This is a genomic window from Streptococcus sp. HMSC074F05 (genome assembly GCF_001808725.1).
In the GTDB taxonomy this organism is placed as follows: Bacteria; Bacillota; Bacilli; order Lactobacillales; family Streptococcaceae; genus Streptococcus; species Streptococcus parasanguinis_I.
The window spans coordinates 461,094-486,953 of record NZ_KV794411.1 but is presented as its reverse complement, the minus strand read 5'-3'; the positions used below and the strand labels follow the sequence as shown (position 1 = coordinate 486,953).

At 40.6% G+C, this 25,860-nt stretch carries 25 protein-coding genes; 5 read left to right on the top strand and 20 right to left on the bottom strand.

The features are described from left to right. Positions 1-215: 215 nt before the first annotated feature. The 3 genes from HMPREF2685_RS06180 (at position 216) to HMPREF2685_RS06170 (ending at position 3,704) form a co-directional block, all read left to right on the top strand. Positions 216-2,225: a DUF1430 domain-containing protein gene (locus HMPREF2685_RS06180; protein WP_070465920.1), complete on the top strand. Its 2,010-nt coding sequence runs from the start codon at positions 216-218 to the stop codon at positions 2,223-2,225. Between the two features lies 1 nt (position 2,226). Then, a complete protein-coding gene (locus tag HMPREF2685_RS06175; RefSeq protein WP_070465918.1) occupies positions 2,227-2,853 on the top strand; it encodes a putative bacteriocin export ABC transporter in 627 nt (208 codons plus the stop codon). Between the two features lie 209 nt (positions 2,854-3,062). Continuing rightward, positions 3,063-3,704: a hypothetical protein gene (locus HMPREF2685_RS06170; RefSeq protein ID WP_070465916.1), complete on the top strand. Its 642-nt coding sequence runs from the start codon at positions 3,063-3,065 to the stop codon at positions 3,702-3,704. A gap of 85 nt (positions 3,705-3,789) precedes the next feature. Here HMPREF2685_RS06170 and xerS read toward each other — a convergent pair whose 3' ends face one another. The 12 genes from xerS to HMPREF2685_RS06110 form a co-directional block, all read right to left on the bottom strand. After that, positions 3,790-4,860, bottom strand: a complete 1,071-nt coding sequence (gene xerS, locus HMPREF2685_RS06165) for a tyrosine recombinase XerS (protein WP_070465915.1) — start codon at positions 4,858-4,860, stop codon at positions 3,790-3,792. A gap of 193 nt (positions 4,861-5,053) precedes the next feature. Continuing rightward, positions 5,054-6,037 (bottom strand): acetylxylan esterase, encoded by a 984-nt coding sequence (locus HMPREF2685_RS06160; RefSeq protein WP_070465913.1) that lies wholly within the window; start codon positions 6,035-6,037, stop codon positions 5,054-5,056. 105 nt (positions 6,038-6,142) lie between these two features. Further along, entirely contained in the window at positions 6,143-6,910 is a 768-nt protein-coding gene (locus tag HMPREF2685_RS06155) for an alpha/beta hydrolase (protein WP_021153217.1), read from the bottom strand. Positions 6,911-6,975: 65 nt separating this feature from the next. Continuing rightward, complete coding sequence (gene ffh, locus HMPREF2685_RS06150; RefSeq protein WP_070465910.1) at positions 6,976-8,547, bottom strand: signal recognition particle protein; 1,572 nt, start codon at positions 8,545-8,547, stop codon at positions 6,976-6,978. A 17-nt stretch (positions 8,548-8,564) separates the two neighbouring features. Beyond that, positions 8,565-8,780 carry a hypothetical protein gene (locus HMPREF2685_RS10860; protein ID WP_049483260.1) on the bottom strand — a complete coding sequence of 72 codons (216 nt, stop codon included), beginning with the start codon at positions 8,778-8,780 and terminating at the stop codon, positions 8,565-8,567. Between the two features lie 2 nt (positions 8,781-8,782). Further along, positions 8,783-9,115, bottom strand: coding sequence for a putative DNA-binding protein (locus tag HMPREF2685_RS06140; RefSeq protein ID WP_003001435.1), 333 nt, complete (start codon positions 9,113-9,115; stop codon positions 8,783-8,785). Between the two features lie 80 nt (positions 9,116-9,195). Beyond that, positions 9,196-10,140 carry a 3-oxoacyl-[acyl-carrier-protein] synthase III C-terminal domain-containing protein gene (locus HMPREF2685_RS06135; RefSeq protein WP_045759455.1) on the bottom strand — a complete coding sequence of 315 codons (945 nt, stop codon included), beginning with the start codon at positions 10,138-10,140 and terminating at the stop codon, positions 9,196-9,198. 12 nt (positions 10,141-10,152) lie between these two features. Next, positions 10,153-11,418: a F390 synthetase-related protein gene (locus tag HMPREF2685_RS06130; protein ID WP_049474941.1), complete on the bottom strand. Its 1,266-nt coding sequence runs from the start codon at positions 11,416-11,418 to the stop codon at positions 10,153-10,155. Then, a complete protein-coding gene (locus HMPREF2685_RS06125; protein ID WP_070465908.1) occupies positions 11,384-12,211 on the bottom strand; it encodes an MBL fold metallo-hydrolase in 828 nt (275 codons plus the stop codon). The genes HMPREF2685_RS06130 and HMPREF2685_RS06125 overlap by 35 nt, the downstream gene beginning before the upstream one ends. Then, a complete protein-coding gene (locus HMPREF2685_RS06120) occupies positions 12,186-13,163 on the bottom strand; it encodes an NAD-dependent epimerase/dehydratase family protein (protein WP_070465906.1) in 978 nt (325 codons plus the stop codon). Before HMPREF2685_RS06120 ends, HMPREF2685_RS06125 begins: the two co-directional genes overlap by 26 nt. Then, complete coding sequence (locus HMPREF2685_RS06115) at positions 13,160-14,437, bottom strand: glycosyltransferase (protein ID WP_070465902.1); 1,278 nt, start codon at positions 14,435-14,437, stop codon at positions 13,160-13,162. The genes HMPREF2685_RS06120 and HMPREF2685_RS06115 overlap by 4 nt, the downstream gene beginning before the upstream one ends. Positions 14,438-14,678: 241 nt before the next feature. Further along, positions 14,679-15,377, bottom strand: a complete 699-nt coding sequence (locus HMPREF2685_RS06110) for a GntR family transcriptional regulator (protein WP_003016564.1) — start codon at positions 15,375-15,377, stop codon at positions 14,679-14,681. Positions 15,378-15,505: 128 nt separating this feature from the next. On the opposite strand from HMPREF2685_RS06110, the gene guaA reads away from it, so the two are divergent. After that, positions 15,506-17,071 (top strand): glutamine-hydrolyzing GMP synthase, encoded by a 1,566-nt coding sequence (gene guaA, locus HMPREF2685_RS06105; RefSeq protein WP_049485834.1) that lies wholly within the window; start codon positions 15,506-15,508, stop codon positions 17,069-17,071. Positions 17,072-17,293: 222 nt separating this feature from the next. After that, positions 17,294-17,929, top strand: a complete 636-nt coding sequence (locus HMPREF2685_RS06100; protein ID WP_049485686.1) for a CPBP family intramembrane glutamic endopeptidase — start codon at positions 17,294-17,296, stop codon at positions 17,927-17,929. Between the two features lie 202 nt (positions 17,930-18,131). Here the strand turns inward: HMPREF2685_RS06100 and HMPREF2685_RS06095 are convergent, their stop codons facing one another. The 8 genes from HMPREF2685_RS06095 to prfA form a co-directional block, all read right to left on the bottom strand. Then, a complete protein-coding gene (locus HMPREF2685_RS06095) occupies positions 18,132-19,142 on the bottom strand; it encodes a DUF1002 domain-containing protein (protein ID WP_049485685.1) in 1,011 nt (336 codons plus the stop codon). 166 nt (positions 19,143-19,308) lie between these two features. Beyond that, complete coding sequence (locus HMPREF2685_RS06090; RefSeq protein ID WP_398578101.1) at positions 19,309-20,103, bottom strand: alpha/beta hydrolase; 795 nt, start codon at positions 20,101-20,103, stop codon at positions 19,309-19,311. Between the two features lie 357 nt (positions 20,104-20,460). Beyond that, on the bottom strand, positions 20,461-21,063 hold the full coding sequence (locus HMPREF2685_RS06085; RefSeq protein WP_003007284.1) for a lysozyme family protein: 603 nt from the start codon (positions 21,061-21,063) through the stop codon (positions 20,461-20,463). Next, positions 21,063-22,037, bottom strand: a complete 975-nt coding sequence (locus tag HMPREF2685_RS06080) for a nucleoid-associated protein (RefSeq protein WP_049485699.1) — start codon at positions 22,035-22,037, stop codon at positions 21,063-21,065. Before HMPREF2685_RS06080 ends, HMPREF2685_RS06085 begins: the two co-directional genes overlap by 1 nt. An 8-nt stretch (positions 22,038-22,045) precedes the next feature. After that, entirely contained in the window at positions 22,046-23,302 is a 1,257-nt protein-coding gene (gene glyA, locus HMPREF2685_RS06075; protein WP_003001554.1) for a serine hydroxymethyltransferase, read from the bottom strand. 38 nt (positions 23,303-23,340) lie between these two features. Next, complete coding sequence (locus tag HMPREF2685_RS06070) at positions 23,341-23,952, bottom strand: L-threonylcarbamoyladenylate synthase (protein WP_070465900.1); 612 nt, start codon at positions 23,950-23,952, stop codon at positions 23,341-23,343. Continuing rightward, complete coding sequence (gene prmC, locus HMPREF2685_RS06065; RefSeq protein ID WP_070465894.1) at positions 23,939-24,775, bottom strand: peptide chain release factor N(5)-glutamine methyltransferase; 837 nt, start codon at positions 24,773-24,775, stop codon at positions 23,939-23,941. Before prmC ends, HMPREF2685_RS06070 begins: the two co-directional genes overlap by 14 nt. After that, positions 24,775-25,854: a peptide chain release factor 1 gene (gene prfA, locus HMPREF2685_RS06060; protein ID WP_003007273.1), complete on the bottom strand. Its 1,080-nt coding sequence runs from the start codon at positions 25,852-25,854 to the stop codon at positions 24,775-24,777. Before prfA ends, prmC begins: the two co-directional genes overlap by 1 nt. Positions 25,855-25,860 lie beyond the last annotated feature (6 nt).

Here is a 25,860-nt window from a genome sequence, read left to right as displayed (position 1 = left end):
AAAAGAGATTCGCAGAAGCGGATCTCTTTTTTGAAACTAGTTTCACATAGAAATTATTGTTTTACTAAGGATTTTGTGGTATAGTAAAGGTGGAAAAGTGTATTCGCTTACAAAGAATGTAACTGTAATTTGTAAAACTCAGTAATTATTAAACAACGAAATTAATTGACTAGCTAGGTATTACTTTCCTTTTCTGCTTTAGAAAGTGTGATGATATGAAACGTGTCTTTATTATTTTATCAAACCTTTTCATCTCTAGCTTTTTGATTTGGATTGCCTTTATTTCTCCAAATACGCTTATCCACCGCAGTCTTCCGGTAGTAAGTGTGCAGAGACAAGAAAAGAGCGTCACATATGAAGACTTATCTTCCAGTTTAGACCGTTTGGCAAGGGAAAATCATAGTATAATTGCCGGTCAGATACAAAGAACAGATTCTAAAGGGCAAGTTGTTTTCACCTATGATATCTTCGGAGAGGGAAAACTTCCTTCTGGAATTAAAAAAGAGAAGAAAGAACTGGCTGCCAAAGAAAGCCTGCTAACGAATTATTATGTATTATCAGGTGAATTAGAAACTGAAAAGCTGGATCAAACGCTTCATACTCTTGGTTTCTCACAAACTTTTATAGAGAAACCAAATCCTCTGCAGACCTTTATTGCCTTTTTTGGCTCCGGTTCACAATCACTTGCCTTGGTTATTTTTATCATTAGTTTTAGCGCTTTGACGATTATCCAGAAAACACTTGAAATGAGAAGCGCTGGGATTCGATATATCTCAGGAATGAGACGCTTGCAACTTTTTGGACATTCCTTAAAAGATGATAGTATAGAGTTGCTTTTTGGATGTATTGTCACAAGTATAATGGGTGCGGTTCTGATTTATTTTTTTCAATTGACACCCTTTTCCTATTCCATCATCATTTCGAGTAGTATCATTTACAATGGGATGTTACTTATTTTATCTGCTATCTTATCCTTCCTCTTTGCATATAGTATTCAAACAATGCATTTAGTCACCCTTCTAAAAGGGAAAGTTCCATTAAAGCGCATTTTGGTTTTCCTCTTTATTTGTCAATTTCTCGCTGTCACACTAATTGGTCTTGCAGTTCATCGAATCAGTATTTATGGATCCGTCTGGCAAACTTACCAAGAGGGAAGTGAGGCTTGGTCTAAACAGTCGAACTGGGTCCAAATTGGTACAAATCGAGAATATTTCTATCAGAATATCAGTAAAGAGGGTCTGAAGGAGGATGTGGAGAAATGGTCCAAGCTCATCGAGTCTGGTATTGAAAATGGTGGTCTTTTAGCTTATCATAATCTCGTATTTTTTAGTTCAAAAGGAGTTATGACGGATCCTAGTACAGGTAAAGAGTTTTCAATCACAGATTACGATCCACTTGCACGAACTCTCTATGTAACTCCAAATTACCTAGAAATCCAAGATGTTCCAGTATCTCCTGAAGAAAAAGATTACTTAAATCACTTACAAGCAGGAGAATTTGGTCTCTTGCTTCCGGAAAAATTAAAAGGTCGAGAAGATGAGATGATCAAACGATATGAAGATTATCTATCTCCTCGAGATGATCAAGGAAATATCACCTTATCAATGAAGGCGCATGTAACGTATATTCCGAATCATCAAAAACGCTTTATCTACAACAACACACCAATCAGCTATAAACAATTCTTTACAGATCCTGTTTTAGTGGTTATTCAACCTGAAAGTTTTGGAGGCTATGTGAATCCATATTTCACCCATCTAAATCCCTACCTTTATTTTAATGGACTTCAGAATAGTAAGAAGCTAATCGCTGAGTATAATCTTGAAAAAAGTGTTAGTCAGTACGACTATGCAGTGGACGTTTACCAGCAAATGGCCCAAAACATACAAATAGAAAATCTCATGGCGATTGCAGGAGGAGTCTTTGGTATAGCAACCTCTGTTCTTCTTTTTAACACTATGAATTTCCTATATTTTGAAGAGTTTAGAAAACAAATCTTCTTGAAGAAGATTGCAGGTCTGGGATTTGTAAACATTCACCAAATGATTTTGATCTCAGAAAGTGGCCTCTTACTATTAGGAAGCCTCCTGGTATTCATTCTCACTTCGGAATGGTGGATTGCTCTTGTCACTCTCTTGCTATTTATTACTAATGCTTGGTTCATTCTCCTGTACCGGTCTCATAAAGAAGACCACTTGTTAGCCACTGTACTGAAAGGAGCCTAATATGATTAGCATAGAACATTTAACCAAATCATTTGGCCAACGAACGGTCTTTCAAGATTTGAGCTTGCAATTTACAGAAGGTAAGGTCTATGCTCTGATCGGAAATAGTGGGTGTGGTAAAACAACCTTGCTTAATATCTTGGCGAAGATAGAGCCTTATGAAAAAGGGAGTATAAGCTATAAAGGGCAAGAACTGAAACAAATCAAACAGCATCACTTCTTTAAGCGTGAATTAGGTTATCTCTTTCAAAACTTTGGCCTGCTTGAAAACGAGACTATCGCTACAAATTTAGATTTGGGATTGATTGGGCAAAAATTAACGAAAAAAGAGAAGAAGCAGCAAGAAGAAGAAGTGCTCAAAAAAGTAGGATTGGCTTACCTTGCTCTGGATCAAAAGATTTATGAATTATCTGGGGGAGAGGCGCAACGTGTCGCATTAGCTAAAGTCATTTTAAAAGATCCACCTTTAATTTTGGCAGATGAACTAACTGCAGCACTGGATCCAGAAACCTCACAAGAGGTGATGGACTTGCTCTTAATGTTAAAGAATCAAGAGCGTATAATCATTATCGCAACCCATAATCCAGTAATTTGGGAAAAAGCTGACGAAGTGATAAAACTCAACTAGTCCATGGCTGAAGAATGGTAGGATCTTCTGTATTATCTTTTATAGTTAGCTATTCATGAGGTAAGAGCTGATGAAGAGAAACATGTCAAACAAAAATTTTTAAGATTTATCATCAAAAGTTAGTTCATGACACGGCTTCTTTTCTTGATATTCAAAAATAATGAGAGTAGAATATAGAGGAAATCTGAACAAAAAGGGGATCATATTCGATGATGAAAATTCCAGTTGAAAAACTTGGTCTATTTGAACAGTTAGATCGTATAGTAGTGGCTTTTTTTAGAAAGCAACAACCTTCAAGTCCATATGATTTGAATATCAGTATTACACAAGAACACCTTGACCAGAAAAAGCAAGAGCTAGAACCATTAGGCTATCAAGCTGTCAAGCTACCATTAGGAATGGCTTTAGATAATGTCATCCAGCAACCTCATTATCAAAATTTAATCATTGGTGGACTTGCTCCCGACGAAATTATAGTCAGCAAAGAAGAATTAATGCCTTTGAAAGATATTGTGGACAGTTTTTGTATTATGTACGCTGCAGCGAATAACAGACTGGAAAATAGTAAGGCTTATGAATTAATGAAAGATAAGACGGTTTATTTTATTGGTAAACTATTTACAGATTTTCCAAAAGCCGGTGATGAAATTGCGTATTTAGGAATTGATCGAATAGCGAGCGATGGCACACCATATGAAGCAGTTAAATGCTTTCTAACAGAAGAGAGTGCAGAGAAGTTCAATGGTGAAAAAAGACCGGTCACTCCTGCAAACTTGGCCTATCTAAAATCATTCTGGGGAAAACCAGTCATTATTGAGCCACACCGTAATTATTGGATCGAATTTTTATAGAAAGAATAAAAGAGCGTAAGATACCATAAAAAATCTTACGCTCTTTTTCTAACACTAAAATATTACATAATTTATATTATGTGTCTTATAAACTATCCAAGGCATTTTTCTGTTCATCATTAACGATATGCGTATACAAGTCGGTAACTTGTGTACTAGCATGTCCCAGTTGGTGGCTGACCAAAACTTGAGATTTGGTTGCATCATAGAGACGGGTTGCAAGAGTATGGCGCAGTTTGTGGGGGGTTACGCGGACTTTGAAGTCTTCAGAATACTTGGCCACCATCTTTTCAACACTAGAAGCATCAATCCGGTTTGGAACACCTCGATACAAGGTTAAGAAGAGGGCTGTATCAGTCTTTTCTGTCTTATAACGTTTGTCTCGAATAGCAAGATATTGCTCTAAATAAGGCTTAGCAAAGGCAGCAACATTGACTGAGTCTCGTTTTCCACCTTTTCGAGTAACGTCAATCACCATCATCTTAAGATTGAGGTCTCGAAGATCGAGGTTGACGGCCTCAGATAAACGGACACCAGAGGCAAGAAGGAGTGCGATAATGGCTAAATCTCGCTCTTTATTCTTATTGAATGAAGATAAGGCGCGATTGGAGAGTGTTTGAGGGTATTCCTGGTCGATATAGTTAAGGAAACCTTCTGTCTCGTCACCTAAAAAGAGTTTTTGCTTGATATTTTCAGCTCGGGCCGCCAAGGTTTCTTTCTTTTTCTTGGTCGCAACCTTCTTCATGACATTGCGGTAGAAATAAGGTTCCCCTTGCTCATTTTCAACTTCCTCAGTCAAATATTTATATAGACTAGAAAGTGCCGAAAGGGTACGGTTAATGGTTGTTTGAGAAACCCCGTTTTTCGTCGTATTGGCATTGAGCAGAGGACGTTCACGTAAGTAAAGGATAAATGATTCCATGTCTTTCTTGGTCATGTGCTCCAGAACGTCTAAGGGAATATTGGCCATAGTGTCAGCATCCGATATACCAGATTCCAAGACCCAGGTGAAAAATCGATCGTATTCCTTTAAGTATTCGTATAAGGTTGTAAAACTGTATGGAACGGCCAGTTTTGATTGGTAATATTCTAAGACGTACCAAGGCATGACTTGTTTGAGTTTATCAATCCGTTCTAATAAGATCTCGCGTTTCATGTTTTTCTCCAAATCTTGCTATACTAGTAGTATAGCATAGCCAGATATATTTTTCAAGAAAATTATAGTTTTTCGGAAAGATGTTATAGGGGCTATATAGGTCTGTTTCGTTTCCCTTTCTATTCTAGATCCCTTTTAAACACAATAAAATCAGCAAATCTCATGGATTTACTGATTGTTTTTCTTTTCTAACTTATTTTTCTACATATCGAAATGGAATCTTGCTACCACAGAGCCAATTATAGACTCGATCATTGACTTGAACATTCATAGCTTCGTGGGCATATTCTGGCATGATTAAATGCTCTTTTGGACCTTCTAATCGATTATAAATGGCAAACTGCGTTTCAGGATAACAGACATCATCATCTAGACCTGTAATCATGTGAACCTGTCCTTTGATACGATGGGCAAAATTTTTCACATCAATATAGGCCAAAGTCTGCATCAAACGATCTTCCGTTTCATGGAATGGATCATGGAACTTGAAATAACGGAAAAGCTCGTCATAGGCCTCACTGGTATTTCCGATCTCTAATACCCGTCTGAAATCCGATAAGAATGGATAAATGGCGACTGTTCGTTGGATTCGGGGATTTAATCCAGCAGCAATCAGGGCCAGGGCACCACCTTGAGAGGCTCCGTAGCTGGCAAGTTTGCTGTCATCTACTTGAGGAAGGTTGGCTACAATTTCAATTAACTGGTAAAGGTCTAAGTAGATATCTTTATAAAAGAGCTCATCCGGACCTTCCACGGCTCCACGGATAATCTGTCCTTTTACCGTATTCCCAAGTGGTGAGCGATCTCCGTCCGTTGAATAGCCTGATTGCCCTCTTACGTCCATAGATACAACACCATAGCCAGCTACTGTATAAGCCAGCATGTCGGACCAATCCCAACAACGGCCCATATAGCCGTGAAAATGGAAAACAACGGGAACCTTTTGATCCGTTTTTGGGAGGATCATTCTTGAATAGACAAGGCCATTTCTGGTTCCTTTAAAGGTTAATTCATAACAAATCACATTTGGAATGCTGAAATCTCGTTCTTCGAGCTTGTATTCTGGCAGTTCAGTAATCTTTGCTAGGGCTTGATTCCAAAAAGCATCAAAATCTGCGGGAACCTCATCCCGTCCCTTGTAATCTTTCATTGTTTCTAATAATTTGGGATCTTTCATAAAATCCTCCTTAAGCATGTGTAATCGCTACCAAAAATGTACCATATTTACCTAAGGATTGCAAGAGACAAATAAAAATTACATAACCGAAATTATGTAATTTAATTATAGATTCAAAAACAGACTTAATTGTTTTACTAGATCTGGATTAGTGGGTAAAGCTGAATGATGAGCCTTACGACCATTTAAATTCACTTCTGTATAGGTTTGATTGTCAAAAATAGATTTTGCTGCTTGGGCACTAGAGAGAGGAACGATGCCATCTGATTTCCCAGCAAAGCTACCGACAAAGTTAAGGACCTCTACTTCTTTATCTAATCGATGCTTCCATTTTTGAAAATCGTCATACATTTCTTGATTGAATTGGTAAGGACTACCAATAATAACCAGCTTGCTCACGGTCACCTTCTTTTTCTCTAAAAAGCCACTTTCCAATAAACCAGTCAAAACCAGTCCACCATTAGAGTGACCCACTGCCTTAAACTCAGTAAAATGATAGTGATCAAGAAGATAGGTTAAAGCAATTTTAAGGGATTCGATTTGCTGCTTGATATTGCTGTAGCCATCTCGATTATTCTCAAAGCCAATCACAATCATAGGGTTTGGCTCTTTTGTATTTAGTCTTCCTTCCATCTCTATAGAATCATCTTTATTGACCTTTATTTTTAAGAGACTTTGCTTTTTTCTAGAAAAGCGATGGAGCATGCGGATGGTTCCGTTGAATCGCTGGATACTGGCTGAACTCCCAGGTACAAAGATAATCGGTCTGATGGGTGGTTTCTTCGATCCTTTAGGAAATTCAAAGGGCTTTCTGTGCGAAGAAAACAATCTTGTAAAGAAACGAATGACTTGTTGAAATAGTTTTTTTAACATCTTTCCTCTAGTAGTAGTTTCTAAAAGAACCCAGAACAGTGTGTTCCAGGCCCTCTTAGAAACGATTATTTCCGTTTTTTCTTATTTTTGCGCATTTGTTTGGCCATCTTGTTCATTGCCCGTTTCATCATAAATTCGCCGGCTTTTCCTTTGAGACCACCGCCAAACATTTGGCTCATATCAGGCATTCCAGCGCCTCCACCAAGAGCTGACAAGTCAGGCATGCCACCTTGTCCCATCAAGCCTTCGAGGGCAGACATATCAGGCATTCCACCAGGCATATTCTTCGGCATGTTATTTGGATTGAGCCCCATTTGTTTCATCATCTTATTCATATCGCCAGAGAGGACGCCTTGCATCATCTGTTTGGCTTGGTTAAAGTCCTTGATGAATTTATTGACTTCGACAAAGCTATTTCCTGAACCAGCAGCAATCCGACGACGACGGCTTGGATTTAACAAATCTGGATTTTCTCGTTCAGCTGGGGTCATGGATGATACAATTGCACGTTTGCGAGCAATTTCTCGTTCATCAACCTTAAGGTTCTTCATAGCTGGATTGTTGGCCATCCCTGGAAGCATTTTGAGCAGATCTTCCATTGGTCCCATGTTTTGAACTTGGTCTAACTGATCGATGAAATCGTTGAAGTCAAAGGTGTTTTCCCGCATCTTCTCAGCGAGTTCAAGAGAGCGTTTCTCATCGTATTCTTGAGAAGCCTTCTCGATCAGTGTCAGCATATCCCCCATACCGAGGATCCGGCCAGACATACGGTCTGGGTGGAAGGTTTCGATATCCGTGATTTTTTCACCAGTACCAGTAAACTTGATTGGTTTCCCAGTAATCTGACGGACAGAAAGGGCTGCACCACCACGGGTATCCCCATCGATCTTGGTCAAGATGACCCCAGTCACTTCGAGTTGTTCGTTAAACTCACGCGCCACATTGGCCGCTTCTTGACCGATCATGGCATCGACAACCAAGAGGATTTCATTTGGCTCAGCAAGGGCTTTGACGTCGCGCAATTCACCCATGAGTTTTTCATCGATTTGCAGACGACCAGCCGTATCGATCAAGACATAGTCATTGTGGTTGGCTCTCGCTTGCTCCAAACCTTGACGAACGATCTCTACTGCAGGGACTTCTGTACCGAGTGAGAAGACAGGGACATTGATCTGTTGACCAAGGGTCTTCAACTGGTCGATGGCTGCTGGACGATAGATATCGGCCGCAATCATCAAAGGACGTGCATTCTCTTCCTTGACCAATTTGTTGGCTAATTTACCCGCAAAAGTTGTTTTACCAGCCCCTTGAAGACCGACCATCATGATAATGGTTGGAATCTTTGGAGATTTGATAATTTCTGCTGTTTCTGATCCTAAAATCGCTGTCAATTCTTCATCGACAATCTTCACGATTTGTTGGGCAGGGTTGAGGGTTTCGATGACTTCATGACCTACAGCCCGTTCGCGGACCCGTTTGATGAAGTCTTTTACAACAGGAAGGGCAACGTCGGCCTCTAAGAGGGCTAGACGAATCTCTTTGGTTGCCTCTTGGACATCCGCTTCAGAGATTTTCCCTTTCTTACGAAGATTTTTAAAGACGTTTTGTAAACGTTCGGTTAAACTTTCAAATGCCATTATTTTCTCCTATTTTTTCAATTCAGTGGAAATCGTCCGAAATGTTGCAAACATTCTAGTTCTTCGGGTGTGACTTCTTTCATGATTTCTTTTGGATATCCCCAACAGCTAAAACCTATTTGCATAGCTTTGGAGATATCATTGGGCGAGATAATCTGTAGTCGAGTAGGAAATACTTCCTGTGCGACTAATAGTTTGCAAGGTATTCCTTGATAAATGACGAGACTGCCCATAATCACTCCCGATTGTCAATGCTTGATAAAATTTCAACCTGCTCTTGTAGAAAAGTATCTTCCGGATAGCGTTCTAAAATCTGATCAAAAATCTGGCTGCGTACAATGTAATCGGAATACATATGGAGTTTCATTTCGTAATCTTCCAAAATCTTTTCTGTACGTTTAATATTGTCATAGACCGCTTGACGGCTCACTCCAAACTCTTCTGCAATCTCAGCCAAGCTGTAGTCATCTGCGTAGTAGAGCTCGATGTAGTTCATCTGCTTGTCCGTCAAGAGCGCTGCATAAAACTCAAAGAGCGCATTCATTCGGTTGGTTTTCTCAATTTCCATACCTTTCATTATATCAAAAAAGCCCGCTAAAGACTAGCGGGACTTGATGCTTTTTGAGCTTGAAATAAGAGGATTCATCATTAAAGTTTCAGTGCCAACATATTGACCGTCATCCCTGCTGCAGTTCCCATCAAGAAGATGGTATCTCCTTCCTTCACATAGCCATGATCCAGTGCATAGGCTAGGCCGAAAGGTACGGCTACCGAAACCATATTTCCATAATCACTGACAATATTGAGGTACTTGTCTTTGCCGACGCCCAATTTGTCCATGACAAGTGGTAAGGCGCGACTTGCTTGGTGAGGAATAATATAGTCTACAGCATCTTTAGAAATGCCTGATTTTTCTTGGAATTCTTGGAACATTTCTGGAATAACACGGGCAGAAAGTAAGAGGATTTTCTTCCCTTTCATATCAAACATGAAATCAGTCTTGGTTGCTTCAGAGTACAATTTCGGATGATAAGCTGTCAAACCACCACGAATTTCAGTATCATGGGCTCCCTCAGACCAGGTACGTTGCATACTGGCAATGATTCCTTTATCTTCCTTTGTTGCTTCAAAAATAAAGGCTGCAGCTCCATCACTAAACAATTCAAAGCTTTCTTTTTGTTTAGGATTCAGCCCTAGGCTCCCTACTTCACTAGATACAATCAGAACCCGTTGGTATTCACCACCTTCAATCAGATAAGAAACAGTGCTTAAAGCAGATACAAAACTGGTACAAGTGGTATTGATATCCATAGCAGGAATCGTCAGTCCCTTGGCCACGCGCTCATGGATCAGAGCTGCTGTACAAGGAATGGGCTGAACGCCAACCGCACTAGCCGAAACCAGGCAGTCGATGTCTGCCATCTTAAGTCCTGCATGGTTTAAAGCCGCTTCAATCGCACGCGCTGCAAGATCAATCTGTGTTTCTTCTCCTTCTTTCACGCGGTAACGAGTTTGGTCTTTGAAAGTCACGGTATGAGCTGGAAGCGCTGTTCCATAGCCTTTAATTTGCAAATGTCTTTTTACAGTAGTCATAGGATTCTCCTTTTATTGAAGTCGTTGAACACGTTTTAATTTACGTGTTGGGTCCCATTGGTAATCGATAAAATGAATACTTGGGAGAATGAATTGTTTCTGCTGAGCTAAGAGTTCAAATTGAGCAAAAATCGCTTGCTCCATAGACTCTGTCCGGTGACTCAAGGCAATGGTAATGGATCCATCTGTCAACTGAGTTACTTGATAGTCCTGAATATTTTCGACAAAGAGAATACACCGTCGAATAAAATCCGGATAGATCATTTGGCTACTGCCATCGTCTTTTTTGAAATAGAAGATATCATCTGATCGTCCTTCGATCTTTGCGATTCGAGTAAAGACGGAACCGCAAGGGCAAGGAGACTTTTCTTCCACCAAAATATCATTGAGGCGGTAGCGATAGATGGGTTGACTGGTTCGTTTGAAATCCGTAATAATCGGATAAAAGCGGCTATCATCTAGATACTCTTTTTCGACATACAAAATATCTTCGTTGAGATGTAGATTGCCTTCTGAACAGGTACAAGCTAAAAATCCTTCTGTCGCTTGGTAGACCTGATCAAGCTTGTCTAGTTGAAAAGCTTTGGCTATGATCTGAGCATCTCGATCTTCTAGGATCTCTGCGACAGAAACGACCTTGACGGGTTGAATCGCAAGTTGCTGATTGCTGACATAGTTGGCTAACTCAATCAAGGTTGAAGCTGGTGCAACCACAATGGTTGGTTGATAGTCTTTGAGACGCTCTAAATGCTCCTTGCTATCCTTGAAAATATCAAAATATTCCAAGCGAATCAGGCCTGAATTAATGGTTTGATAGAGTTCATTGTCCGCTCGTAAGAAAAAGGCAATGCGATGACCAAAGAGTTTTCCTTTCGGTAGCATCTTGGCTAGAATCGCTGCAGCCCACATACTTCTTTCTTTTTCTGTGGTGACAAAGACTCCTCGGTGGCCGGAAGTCCCCGAAGACAAGCCCACTGCTACTTCTCCATTCATCTCAGTAAAATCTCGTGTTTGTTCTCCGCGAATCGCCATCTCTAAAGCCTGATCTCGATCCACTCCCAGGGTATTGAGTTCATTGAAATGTGTCATCATGAAGGTTTTATCCATGGTTCCAAAGGATTCGGGAGAATGGGTTTGAAAATAGGGGGATTGAGAAGTGATAAATGCAAGGTAGCGTGCCAATTGTTTATCTTGGTATCGCTTCAAGGCCTCCTTAGAACGGAATCGATGGCACCATCTGGTTTCAATAAAGGTTTTCAGAAAGACTGTTTTTTTCATTTAAAATCCTTTCAATCCGATCTTGCGGGTCGTGGCTGACCACAACTTGAATGCCATCTTGCAAGAGTGTTTCCAGCAAATCAGCTCCTTTTAAATAAGCCTTCTTATCATCCTGAACCAAGGAAGGAATCAGTCGCATTTGCCCTGTGTAAGGCAAGAGGTCTACTCCCCAAGAAAGATCTGCTCCGATGAAGAGTTTAAGCTCATCCAGATAAAGACAGCCTTGCCCTCTCGCATGTCCATCGATAGATGATATAAGAATGCTCCCATCACCAAAAAGATCCGCAGTCGGGCGATATGGGAAAGTAGGATGCCTTTGATCTGCTTTGAGACAAGTCACCCGATCTTTGAAATCAGCTGGCAAAAACTCTTTAAAAATCAGATCTTTAAATTTCGGTTTTTGGTACACCTCATAGACTTCCTGGGTAACAAAGAAATGAGCATTTGGAAAAAGTGCTGCTCCGCCAAGATGATCCGGGTGCAGATGCGAAAGAATCACATAAGTAATTTTTTCCGGATCAATTCCCCTCTCTTGCAATAAATAATCGATTTGGTCTTCTTTTTTCATTTGCATTGGGGTGGCTAGACGGTACCAGAAATATCGAGCTTTTTTCTTAATCTCGTAGTGATAACCGGTATCGTACAAAATATAGCCTTTTTCACGATGATGAATCAAAAAGACACCTGCTGGAAATTGCATTTTTTCATTCGGAATCCCTTTAAATAAGAGACCAGAATGACTGCTGCAATAGCCTGCTGGAAAATAATCAATGTGCTTGATCATGTTGGACATAGTTGTCAATCCCTTCTTCAATGGTCATTTTTGAATAGTAGCCAAGTTCGGTTTGAGCCTTTTGAATATCGAGGGTTTGGCTATATCGAAGGAGATAATAGGTATAGCGAGTCAATGGGGGTTCGGCTTTCAGATGAAAAAATCGATACACCCCTTCAAGGCTATAAGCCACACCTGCTACTAGACCTGCTGGAATTTTCCGATAGCGAATCGGTTCTCCCAATCCTTTTAGTGTGGTTTCGATCAAATACTTAAAGGTCTTTGGTTCCCCATTTGTAATATTATAAACTTGCCCGTGTGCTTCTTTTGCTTCCAATGCCAAACGAATGGCTAGAGCGACATTTTCCACACAGGTCATATCCATGAGCTGTTCTCCCCCTCGAATCAAAGGAATTCCAATTTTTCGACTGAGACGTAAGACACGAGGCAAAATGCTGGTATCTCCCACACCAAATAATCCTCTAGGTCGCAAGATGATACTTGGCACATCTGAATAGTCAGAAAAAAGTTTTTCAGACGCCAATTTACTTCGGATGTAATTGTTGAGGTGATTTTCTTTGGGAGCATCGCTTTCCTTAATGTTTAATTGGTCTTTTCCAGCTGCGTAAATACTGGGAGAAGATACGTAAACCAAGCGTTTTACCGCATATTCACGGCACAAGTCAAGGACATTTTGAGTACCAACTACATTAGCCTGATAGAAGGCCTTCCAAGGTCCCCAGGCAGTGGATAAAGCTCCAGCGTGAACCACAGCATCAACAGACTGAAAGGTTTGTCTTAATTCCTCAATAGCGCTCAAATCCCCTTTGATAAATTGGACGCGCTCACCTTCCAGAGCCTTCCCAATTTTTTCGTTTCGGCCAAAGGCTACAATGGAATAATCGTGAGCCAACAACTCATCGATCACATATTTTCCAAGGAAGCCAGTCGCACCTGTTACAAGAATTTTCATAGTTTACCATCCGTTCCACGTCTTAATAATCGTTGAATCTCAAACTCCAAGGTATCCAACGGCTTGTAGGTTTTTGAAAGTTTGTTTAGTCTTTCTAACTTTTCCCAAGATTCTTTTTCTAATAGAGCCTTAAAACCTGCTTGAATCTCTTCGGTGCGATTGCGATGTGCTTGAAAGGCAATTCCTGCTTCTACTCCTCGAATCGCATAGTCAAATTGGTCATAATCATGTGGCAAGATCAAGGCTGGTTTTTTAAATTCGATACACTGATAAAAGATTCCAGCTCCTCCATGGTGAATGACATAGTCCATCTGCGGAATATATTCTTTGTAGGGTAGATATGAGACGACCGTCACATTTGGCGCTACTTCTTCTTCAGAGAATTCCTTTGCTCCATCTCCTAAGGTGACGAAAAAGTGACATTCTGGATGCTCTTTGGCCAACTGCTTAGTTTGCTCTAGCAAGTTCTCCTTCGCCCAAGGCAACTGGGTTCCACATGTCACGAGTACCTTCGTCTTGTCCTCGTAAGGACTGAGATCTAAAGGATAATCTTCAGCTTTTTCAAGAGAAGTTCCCAAAGGGCCAAGCCACGCATATTGATGAGGGAAGTGTGTCTTCAACTCTAGCTCCATCATCCCAATTCCAAAGATGGCATAAGGAGAGTAGATGGTCTCCACTCCATTTTGATTGTACAACTTGAAATTGTAACGTTTTAAGCGTTTGCGTAAGAGGAAAGCCCCACAGTATTTTCCAATGCGCGTGAGTTTTCGGCATAGTGCTTGTACCTTCTCTTCCTTCTTTGTGCGCGCGACTCCCATCCCTCCGAAGAAGCAAGGAGGACCATAAGGAGTTTCGATGGCAAATTGTGTCGCCATGGTGGTAATCCAAGGAATTTCCAACTCTTCTGCCACAAACCCTGCTGATAGAGTGATAAAGTCAGCAATCACAATATCTGGACGATTGACGCGCCACTCCTCTAACAATTGATCCGATACATGATTAATCAAATCCAGACTCTTGGATAATTGCCGATAAGCTGAAAAAAGATTGAGTTTCTTATCGTTATTAGCCGCGCGTTCAAATTCTTCTACTTTGTCCTCTAGAATTGGAACGACAGTGAAGCCAAGACTTTCTGAAACGGCCTTTTTCTGAGGTCCTGTGAAAACCCGGATCTCCATCGAAGGATCATCTAACAAGGGTTTAACGAGATTTAAAGTTGGGTACAGATGCCCGCTCAAGGGAACAGCTACCACATCTATTTTAATTTTTTTCATTTTTTCCTGCCTTATATCTCTTATTAAGCTTTAAAACCTGCTTCTATCTATTAATTCGTAAAAAAAATAAAAAATTGAAGAAAAAATAAAAATTTTTTTAAATTTTTTTAAAATATTTCCATTTTGCCTTTACTATCACTATTTAGAAAGAATGTCTTCAACCTAAAAAAGCTCCCAAATGCCAAAGAGAGAAAGTCTCCCAAACATTTGAAGAGTTTTTTTATTACTGTGAATTGCGAGCTTAGTTATTTTCCAAATAAAATTCGAACCGTTCACCGACATACTGACTTTTTACATACTCAAAAGCCGTCCCATCTTCAAAATAGGAAACCTGTGTCAGACCTAAAATAGCTTGCCCTTTTGAAATCTGTAAATAGTCCGCAATCTTATCCTTGGCCAATCGCGCATAGATGGTCTGGTGCGACTTTCCAATCTTATAGCCATGACGCTCCAGGGTTTGGAAGAAATGGCTGGTAACCTCTTCTCGATTGAAATTCTTAATAAATTTCTCTGGAATAGAGGCCACTTCATAAACAACAGGGATCCCATCAGCATACCGGACCCGTTCCATCCGAATAATGGTCTCTGTCTTATCAATGCCCAATTTGTCCACTTCTTGGAGGCTAGGAATGGTTTTCCTGTAAGAAATCACTTGGCTAGAAGGTTCCTTGCCTTGCGATTTCATAATTTCTGTAAAACTGGTTGTGCCCCGCATTTTTTCTTGAACGCGCGTGCTGGTGATAAAGGTACCACTTCCTACCCGTCTTTCAAGCACTCCTTCTTCAACCAGAAGGGTAATAGCCTGCCTAAGCGTCATCCGACTCACCTGAAATTTCTCAGCCAGATCGCGTTCGCTGGGAAGACGCTCCCCGATTTTCCATATTTTTTGATCAATCTCAGACTTAATCTGATCATGAATTTGAATGTAAGCTGGAATCATAACCTTGCTCTTTCTCTGTGTTATCTCTATTGTAGCGTAAAATTCCTAATTCTTCAATCAGAGATTGGTAAAGACAAGGCTTTTGTGTTAGAATAGAGGAAAGTAAATTTCTTTAAGAAGGGGATAAGATGACAAACCTATCAACTGATTTGCATGATGTTGAAAAAATCATCGTGCTTGACTACGGTAGCCAATACAATCAGCTTATTTCACGGCGTATTCGTGAAATTGGAGTCTTCTCAGAGTTGAAGAGCCACAAGATTTCTGCTGATGAAGTTCGTGCAATCAATCCAGTTGGGATCGTTCTTTCAGGTGGACCAAACTCTGTATACGAGGAAGGTTCTTTTGATATCGATCCTGAAATTTTTGAACTCGGTATTCCAATCCTTGGAATCTGTTACGGGATGCAATTGTTAACCCATAAATTGGGTGGGAAGGTCGTTCCTGCAGGTGATGCTGGTAACCGCGAATATGGTCAATCTGAACTGACTTTGACAGAATCTTCTGCTCTTTTTGCCGGCACACCAGACAAACAATTGGTCTTGATGAGCCACGGGGATGCTGTTACAGAAATTCCGGCTGACTTTATCCGCACTGGTACTTCTGCTGACTGTCCATTTGCATCGATTGAAAATCCAGACAAGAAAATCTACGGAATCCAATTCCACCCTGAGGTTCGTCACTCTGTTCACGGTTATGACATCTTGCGTAACTTTGCCTTGAACATCTGTGGGGCTAAAGGTGACTGGACCATGGACAACTTCATTGACATGCAGATCAAAAAAATCCGTGAAACCGTCGGAGACAAACGTGTCCTTCTTGGTCTTTCAGGTGGTGTTGACTCTTCCGTTGTTGGGGTTCTCCTTCAAAAAGCCATCGGCGATCAATTGATCTGTATCTTTGTAGACCACGGTCTTCTTCGTAAAGGCGAAGCTGATCAAGTGATGGATATGCTTGGTGGTAAGTTTGGTTTGAACATCGTTAAAGCAGACGCTGCAAAACGTTTCCTTGATAAGTTAGCTGGTGTATCTGATCCAGAACAAAAACGGAAGATCATCGGTAACGAGTTTGTTTATGTCTTTGATGACGAAGCAAGTAAGCTCAAAGATGTGAAATTCTTGGCACAAGGAACTCTCTACACTGACGTGATCGAGTCTGGTACGGATACTGCTCAAACCATCAAGTCTCACCACAACGTTGGTGGACTTCCAGAAGATATGCAGTTTGAACTGATCGAGCCACTGAACACTCTTTATAAAGATGAAGTTCGTGCGCTTGGTACTGAGCTTGGTATGCCAGACCACATCGTATGGCGCCAACCATTCCCAGGTCCAGGTCTTGCGATCCGTGTTATGGGGGAAATCACTGAAGAAAAACTCGAAACTGTTCGTGAGTCAGACGCTATCCTTCGTGAAGAAATCGCTAAAGCTGGTCTTGACCGCGATATCTGGCAATACTTCACTGTTAACACTGGCGTTCGTTCAGTAGGTGTTATGGGAGACGGCCGTACTTACGACTACACTATCGCTATCCGCGCTATCACTTCGATTGATGGAATGACAGCTGACTTCGCTAAAATTCCTTGGGAAGTTCTCCAAAAAATCTCAGTCCGTATCGTTAACGAAGTTGACCACGTTAACCGCATCGTCTATGATATCACAAGTAAACCACCTGCAACTGTAGAGTGGGAATGACATAAGCAAATATGTCGCTGCTATAAAACCATTGAAAACAGTGGGTTTTAGCGATTAAATGGTGCAAAACACTCTTGAGTGATACTATTTTGATACTAAAAGGTTGAAATAGTACGTTCAAAAGGAAGTTATTGAATGTAGCTGAATTGTTTAAAAAGCCTTCCACTGATATGGTGGAAGGCTTTTGTGGAAATAGTGTAAAAGGGAAACTGGGCAGATCAGATGGACAATAAATATATCAAAATAAATATCTTTCCAATTATTACTGAAGTACTGTTTGTACTAGCATGCTTGCTATTTCAAGGATATTATATATACATCAATTTTTTGTTTTATATAATTTTAGCAATATATTTCTGGTTAGGAAAAGATTTTTTAATCAAAGAGTGGATAGCTTCTATAAAAGGGGGGATTGCTTTTTGGAAACAGGTTATATTGACGACATTATTCTTTTGTCTTGCTTTCGTATTTACAAATATCTTAGAAAATATGTTCCCATATCTTAGTACGGAAATGATTCATTTGAAAGCGGATAATTGGTTAAAACTTATTCTATTTGCAGCATCTACAATAATACTGCCACCAATCGTAGAAGAGGTGTTTTATAGAAAGAACCTTATATCTTTTAAAAATGGGAAAATGTTAATTTTGACAACCTTGTTTAGCATGTTTGCATATGCTTTAGAACACACATTTTCAATTTGGGGAGTTTTCTTATGCATGATATGGGCTTTGCCCTTAAGCATATCTTACATTAAAACCAAAAACATCTATGTTACAATGACGTCACATTTTATATGTAATTTTGTTATAAACGGAATTGCTGTTGTTAAAATATGTGATTATCTATTGAATTGATTATCTGCACAAAACAATATTTACATTGTTAAAGCACATAACTTTAAGATTGTAAAATCTTTCAGCTATGTGCTTTTTCTGTGCCTATTTTATATTCGGTGGAATTTTGGCTCCAATGCTACTTTTATAGAACTTTAGATCGCTTTCCCAAAAAGGAATGTAATCTTTTTCAGGTTGTCAGGAGTGCTCTATTTTTTTTAATTTATCCAACCAAACCACTAAAGAATTTGACAATGGCATTCCAGATGGCTCCGAAGAAGCCAGCAATGGCATTCCACGCATCTGTGAAGAAGTTGCCACTATCTTTTAAAATGGCATTTGTATCAAAATTGAGATTGATATTGTTAAAGGTATCGCCTGCCTTGTCTACGATACTATCTTTGAGGTCTGTCAAGGTCTTTGTGAAATTTTTGCTGCTGATGACGCTACTCTTTGAGAGGTTCACTGCGAAATTTACGATCAAATTGATCTGGTTACCTGTCACAGTTGTATCTAGCTTATAATTTTTGAGCGTTTCTTCGACGATTTTCCGGATATCATCCTTACTCAAATCCTGATTGTTCTGTTTGGCATTGGCTACTGCTGTTTTAATATCGGTCAAAGCGACGTTTAACTTATCTGCATCGAAGTTTTTCTTGCCAGCGTTTTCGTCGTTGATCCCGGATAGAGTCTTTAACTCTTCTTGAGCCAGATCTTTGCTTTCTTGCGAAACCTTAGCACCATTTTTCTCAAGCGAGTAATAGATACCAGCTAAGGCACTTTCACCTGTTACTTGGACAGGAGATGCGACTGTAATTTGAGCATGCTCCAATCCAAGTGTAACGGCTGCATTACGATACATATCTGCGGTAACCTTGGTGATGTTTTGAGGCGTTACGATATTCACTTCTAGAGCCTTATTCTTACCTAATTTTTGAATTTTAACGGAGGAATAGAGTTCTAGACTATCATCGTTCGCAACGTTCATAATCGAAGAGTAAACCTCTGGTGTCATGGTCTTCCACTCTTCTTTGTCTTTTGAACTATCGTAGTTCAGCAAACTCAAGGTTTGCTCAATTTGACTTTGGTCTAGAGAATAACCCAAAACATAGTCTGGCTTGACATAGGTTTCATCGATAACTTTTTGTACATTACTATCTGCGGAAACTCGCGGGACAGCGGTAAACAAGGCTAAAGTCGTCGTTACAAACAATGCAATCTTCTTTAATTTCATCTTTTTCTTCTTTCTAACTCAAATCAAATCTGGGCATCTCTTATTCTTATCTCACCTCACTAGGGATGAAAAAAGAAGTAAATAAAGAGTTTACCCACTTCGATTTTTATTATACAGTTGATTTCTTAAAACTAGCTTACAGTTTTTTTAAGAATGCATGACATATTTATTTTCCCCAAAGAAACTGGATCAACAACTTATCTACTATTGGATTTTCATGAAGTTGGCTGTGCTGAGCACCTTTGCCATCAATCTGTTCTTCACGGTAGCTTTTTGCACGTTCTGCTACTAGGTAACGAAGGGCTTTTGAAGAAATATTGAGAACCGATCCATCCGTTTCTCCACCGATATCTCCATAGATATTCAGTACATCAATTTGATTTTCAGGATACACTTCCCGAAGAGCTAACAGATGCTGGTACTGCTCATTTATTGCGGAGGGGTTACCAGTTTGCGTATCTAGAGTCAACCCTTGGGGAAGGTTCATCCCTTCGAGTCCAGCGACATGGTTAGCAATGGCGACCTGCTTGACAATTTTTGGCAGATTCTCATCACTTCCATGTTCCAGAAGATAATATAAGACGGACATATTTCCCATAGAATGAGCGACGACGTTCATCTCTTTAAAATGGTAGGTATCTTGAAGTTTTTTAACTACCTGATAGGCATAATGGCTGATGACTTTTGGATCGGGCGTGCGATTGTTTTGGTATTCCACTTTAATAATTGGATTGACCGCACCTTTGGGAATGGTCCCTATCAGCTTTACTTGTCCATCGGTAGCCACGTTTGCAGTAATGACGGTCTCTGTAACCCCTGCTTTTTTTGCCGCATCTGTCATGTGTTTTTCTGCATTAGCACTCGAGCCATAACCATGAAAAAATAAGGTAGGACGAGTATTTTGTAGGTAATTCGTGTGGTCCAGCTGCGTTTTTTGTTGAGACTTCCCCCAAAAAGCGATACATAGGAGAATCAACCCCAAAAGCAGCCCGTAGAATAATTTTTTGTTCAATAGGAACTCCTCAAGATAATTTAAAACTAACTAGTATTTTATCATAGCTATTCAATGATTTCAAAATATTGAGAATGAAAGAGCCAAAATACACAAAAAGATTTATAGATTATAAGAGAGGCTGGGACAAAAGTCCTAGCCTCTCAATTATTTTTGGATTGTCGAGCAAGACGCAGTGGTTGAGTGGGCTCTACTACGCTGATTTCATCAGCTGTTACAGCTCTACTCAACTGTGCGGAGGTGGGACGACGAAATCAAATTCTAACGAATGACCGATTTCTGTCCCACACTCTCTGACTTGATTGATTAAAACCATGAAAATAACTTCATAATTGTCATATTGGTTTCTACTAAACGAGAATAATAAATGTTACCCCCATTAATGTAGAGTTCCATCCCATTTAATAGGGAAATAGGGTGAAGATAAAGATAGGTTTCACCAGTTACATTGCCAAGGCTTGGCGCTACTACATCCCGCGAATAAGCGCGGGCCAACTCTAGGGAATTGGTTCCGCCGTGTTTAGCCACATAATCGATGTAGTCCTTCCCAAAATTATAGGCTTGAACGGCTGTCCAGCTATCAACCCCTTTTTTTTTGGCTTCTTTTAACTCATCTGAAAGAGTCTGAATACCTTGGCGAATGCTGGCCTTATTATCACTAATGGTATTGGTCTCACCACTTGCACTCTCACTAGCCTGCATGACATCGTCCTCTCGACCTTTGGTCTCTGTATAGATCATAGCCAGAATGAGGTTTTCATTGGCTGTGGTATCCTCCTCAGCAAGGACTTCTCTAACCAGGGAGCGATACTGCATGACTTGTTTAACGTCATGATGGATCTGAATTCCCTTGTAGATTCCAAATATTAGTAAGATGAATAAGAAGATCTTCACTATACGTTTAATCATTATTTACTCTGTATATCCTCAATATTTTTGATCAAAATAGAATAGGTCCCGTTATCGTTTAGAATGAATTCAACAGATTCTGCATCTTCATAGACATTATTCGGAACGATCAGTTCAATTCCATTTGACAATGACAATTTCTGATTTTCGAACTTCTTCAACTGGCGACTGGCATCAATCTCTTCAAAGGTGACAGGCTCTGGTACAGCTTCTTTAACTTGGTCAATAAAACTAAGGCGAGCTGTCAGATTGTCGTCGAAGAGATCATCCGCTAATTTCTCAGGAGAGAGTTTATTTTCTTCCTCAATATGGTTAAAAATAGCTGATTTAACCTTTGATTGAAATTGAAAATCATCTGTGTTAAAGCTTTCCGCAATCTTCTGGGCTGTTTTTTCTAGTGCCTTGATCGATTTTTTAGGAGAGATCTTGGGTTGCGCCTGCAACAGATTCTCAGAAAAATAGTTCAAGAAAGTCCCATTGTACTTGATTCGTTTTTCAATCAAGTGGTATTTGCGGCTTTGAAGATTGATGACCAAAGCTTCATCTGCACCAGTCCCAAAACCAGGTAGATTATTTTGCGTCAACTTAATCGGATTGTCCACTTCACCACCAAGATGCGTCAGGGTTTCCCGTAAGGCAATCCGAAGAAAAGCAAAATGGTCCACCCCTTCTTTTGAAAACTCAACAAAAACCAAATCGTTAGTCTTTTGATTCTCAGAGACGACAAATTCTTCCTTCCAACGATTCGCTACTGCGACTGAAGTTTCTAATAGGTCATCTGAGATCATCTCAAGAAAAGGATTGTCCTCTTCGAAAATACCGGTTCTGGCTTCATCGGAGTAGACCCGTTCAATCTTCTTACGCAAGTATTCCTCGATTTTAGGCGTGATATTGAGAAATTTATCTGCTAGATAGAGATCGGTATCGTCTGGGCTAAATTGATGAATGATGGCTTTTTTTACGTAAATATCCATAAGATGGTTTAGTCCTCGTAAAGTGGAAAGGCGTCTGTCAAGGCTTTGACTTGGCTGCGCACTTCGTCTAATACTTCTTGCTTGTCCGCATTCTTCAGCGCTTTGATCATGAGTTCAGCAACGGTGCGACTTTCTTTTTCACCAAAACCACGAGCAGTGATGGCTGCTGCACCAATCCGAATCCCACTGGTCTTAAATGGAGACAAGGTTTCATAAGGAATAGAGTTCTTGTTGAGGGTAATATTGACTTCATCCAACAAGTTTTGCGCCACTTTTCCGTTTTCAACGACTTTAGTGACGTCAACAAGGAAAAGGTGGTTCTCTGTTCCGCCTGAAATGACACGGAAATCAGGATCTTGCAAGAAGACATCAGCCATGGCCTGACTGTTCTTAATTACGTTAACTGCATACTCTTTAAAGGCAGGATCCAAGGCTTCTTTGAATGCGACAGCTTTGGCTGCAATGACATGCTCCAACGGTCCTCCTTGAATACCAGGGAAAATAGCAGAGTTAATTTTCTTAGCTAATTCCTCGTCATTGGTCAAGATTAGGCCTCCACGAGGTCCACGAAGGGTCTTGTGAGTGGTCGTTGTCGTGATATGTGCATAAGGAACTGGACTTGGATGTAGACCTGCTGCTACGAGACCAGCAATATGGGCCATATCAACCATGAGCTTAGCTCCTACTGCATCTGCAATCTCACGGAATTTTGAGAAATCAATGATATGAGAGTAGGCTGAGGCACCAGCGACGATGAGTTTTGGCTTCACTTCTTGGGCTTGTTTTAAGATGGCGTCAAAATCCAAGAGCTCTGTTTCAGGATCTACACTATAAGACACAAAGTTATAGGTTTGACCAGAGAAGCTCACAGAAGCTCCGTGCGTCAAATGTCCACCGGCAGCTAGATCCATTCCCATAACAGTATCACCAGGCTCAATCAAGGCCATATAGGCAGCACAGTTTGCCTGACTTCCTGAATGCGGTTGAACGTTGGCAAATTTAGCACCAAAGATTTCTTTGGCCCGTTCGATCGCGAGACTTTCGACCACATCGACCACATCTGTCCCGCCATAGTAACGACGGCCAGGGTAGCCTTCAGCATATTTATTTGTCAGAATAGACCCTTGAGCAGCCATCACTGCTTTAGAGACGACATTTTCAGAAGCAATCAACTCAATATTGTTTTGTTGACGCTCTTCCTCTTTAGCGATCGCATTCCATAGGTCTGCATCATAAGCTTTGTAATCTTCTTTATCAAAAATCATCGGTCTACTCCTTTATAAAAAATTATTTATGTACATTATCACTGAGGAAGTTCATCTTCCTCAAAAGAAAGCTCCGGCACTTGTGCAAGCAAATCAGCTTTAGTAATCGAACCTTGCCGCAAAATCCTGGCCTTGGAACCAGAGATATCCAAAATAGTTGAATCTTGTCTAGTCAAGAAGTCATCATCCTCGACACCAGGAACCACTTGATCAAACTCGCTTATAATATCCTGATACTTTGTTCCACTTGCATGACCTGAAAGATTGGCCGAAGGACCAACCAAAGGGCCGAATTTACGAATTAATTCCAACGTTTTTGGGTGAGCCGGAATACGGAAACCAACTGTATCCAATCCTGAATGAATCCAGTCTGGCACCTTGTCATTCGCTTGAAGAATAATAGTCAGAGGCCCTGGTAAAAATGAATCAATCAGTTTTGATAAATAACCAGGTTGATTTTTCGAATAAAATCGAATCGCTTTTTCGTCGGCTACATTTAAATTCAGAGCCTTGTCTCTTGGTCTACGTTTTAATTCGTAAATGTAATCAACTGCCTCTTGATCCAAAGCTTTAGCGAAAATACCATAGACTGTTTCAGTTGGCAGAATAACCGCACGTCCTGCTTCTAATTCTTTCTCAATGTGATCCATTGTCTACTACTACCATTCTATCTTGTCCAAATTGGTCTTTCAGAACGCGAACTTGTTTGTTGGGAAACGCCTCTTGAAAAAGCTCTTTTACCTTGCTTCCTTGCTTATAACCAATTTCTAGGTAAATTTTACCATCTGCTGTTAAAAGACTTGGTGCTTGCTGGGCAATCTTTTCGTAGATGGCATATCCATCACGATCCGCAAAAAGAGCTAAGTGGGGTTCAGAGGCTAAAACATTGGCTACGACTTCTTCTACATCATCCCGAGAGATATAGGGAGGGTTGGATACAATCAGGTCATAAGGACCTTCTAGTTCGTCCAGTACATCTGACGACTTGAATTCAAGGGCAGCTTCTAATTGCTTGGCATTTTCTTGAGCTAGGGCTAATGCCTCTTCTGAGACATCACTAGCTTGAACCTGCCAGGTAGGTCTAGCAAGGGCTAAGCTAATAGCGATAGCACCACTTCCTGTACCAATATCCAGAACTCGTAAGGCTTTCTCATCGTTTTCTTCGAGAATTAGAGCCACCAACTCCTCTGTTTCTGGGCGTGGAATCAGCACGCGCTCATCCACTGTAAAAACATGGCCACAGAATTCTGCACTACCAATAATATACTGGGCAGGGACGTGATGTTTCAACTGCTCAAAGATGGATAGAAGCAAGGCCTGATCCTCTACTTCCACTTCTTTTTGCAAGGCAAGGACAAAGTCTGTAAAAGTCCAGTTTTTTAAAGCACGATACGCGAAGGAGAGGCTTTCTGCTTCCTCTCCAACGGCTATTAATTCTTCTTCATACTGGGCTAATAATGGTCCCAACAACATTATTTGTTCAACTCTTCTAGTTTTTGTGTTTGATCATACAAGACCAAAGCATCGACCACTTCATCTAATTTACCAGATAAGATGGTATCCAGTTTTTGAAGGGTCAAGCCAATCCGGTGATCGGTCACACGGTTTTGAGGGAAGTTGTAAGTCCGGATCCGCTCGGAACGATCACCAGTACCGATGGTTGACTTCCGTTCAGCGTCTTGCTCGTCTTGGGCAATCTGAGCAAAGTGGTCAGCCACACGCGCACGGATGATCTTCATGGCTTTTTCGCGGTTCTTCTGTTGGGTCCGTTCTTCTTGCATCTCGACCTTGATATTGGTTGGCAAGTGGACGATACGAACGGCTGTTGCGACCTTGTTGACGTTCTGTCCACCTGCACCAGATGCGTGGTAGATATCAATCCGTAGGTCTTTTGGATCAATGTCGTACTCGACTTCTTCGATTTCTGGCATAACTAGAACTGTAGCAGTCGAAGTATGGACACGACCTTGGCTTTCTGTCACAGGAACCCGTTGTACCCGGTGGGCACCAGATTCATACTTGAGTTTTGAATAAACCGATTGACCAGAAACCATGGCTACAACTTCTTTGATCCCACCAACGCCATTGTAGGAAGCTTCCATGACTTCAAAACGCCAGCCTTGGCTTTCCGCGTATTTTTGGTACATTTGTAAGAGGTCGCCAGCAAACAATTGGGCTTCGTCTCCTCCAGCTGCTCCACGGATTTCCAAAATAATGTTCTTGTCATCGTTTGGATCTTTTGGAAGAAGTAAGATCTTCAGTTTTTCTTCGTACTCTTCTTTTTCAGCCTTAGCATCTTTTAGCTCTTGCTTGGCCATTTCTTCCAAGTCCGCATCGCCGCCTGCTTCCTTAATCATTTCTTCAGCGTCAACAATGTTTTGAAGGACTTGCTTGTACTCTCGGTAGGCTGTCACCGTATCACGAGTGGAAGCTTCTTCTTTTGAAAGCTCCATAAATCGTTTGGTATCAGAGACCACATCTGGGTCACTCAACAATTCTCCTAACTCTTCATAACGGTCTTCTACAGCTTGTAGTTGATCATAGATATTCATGTTTGC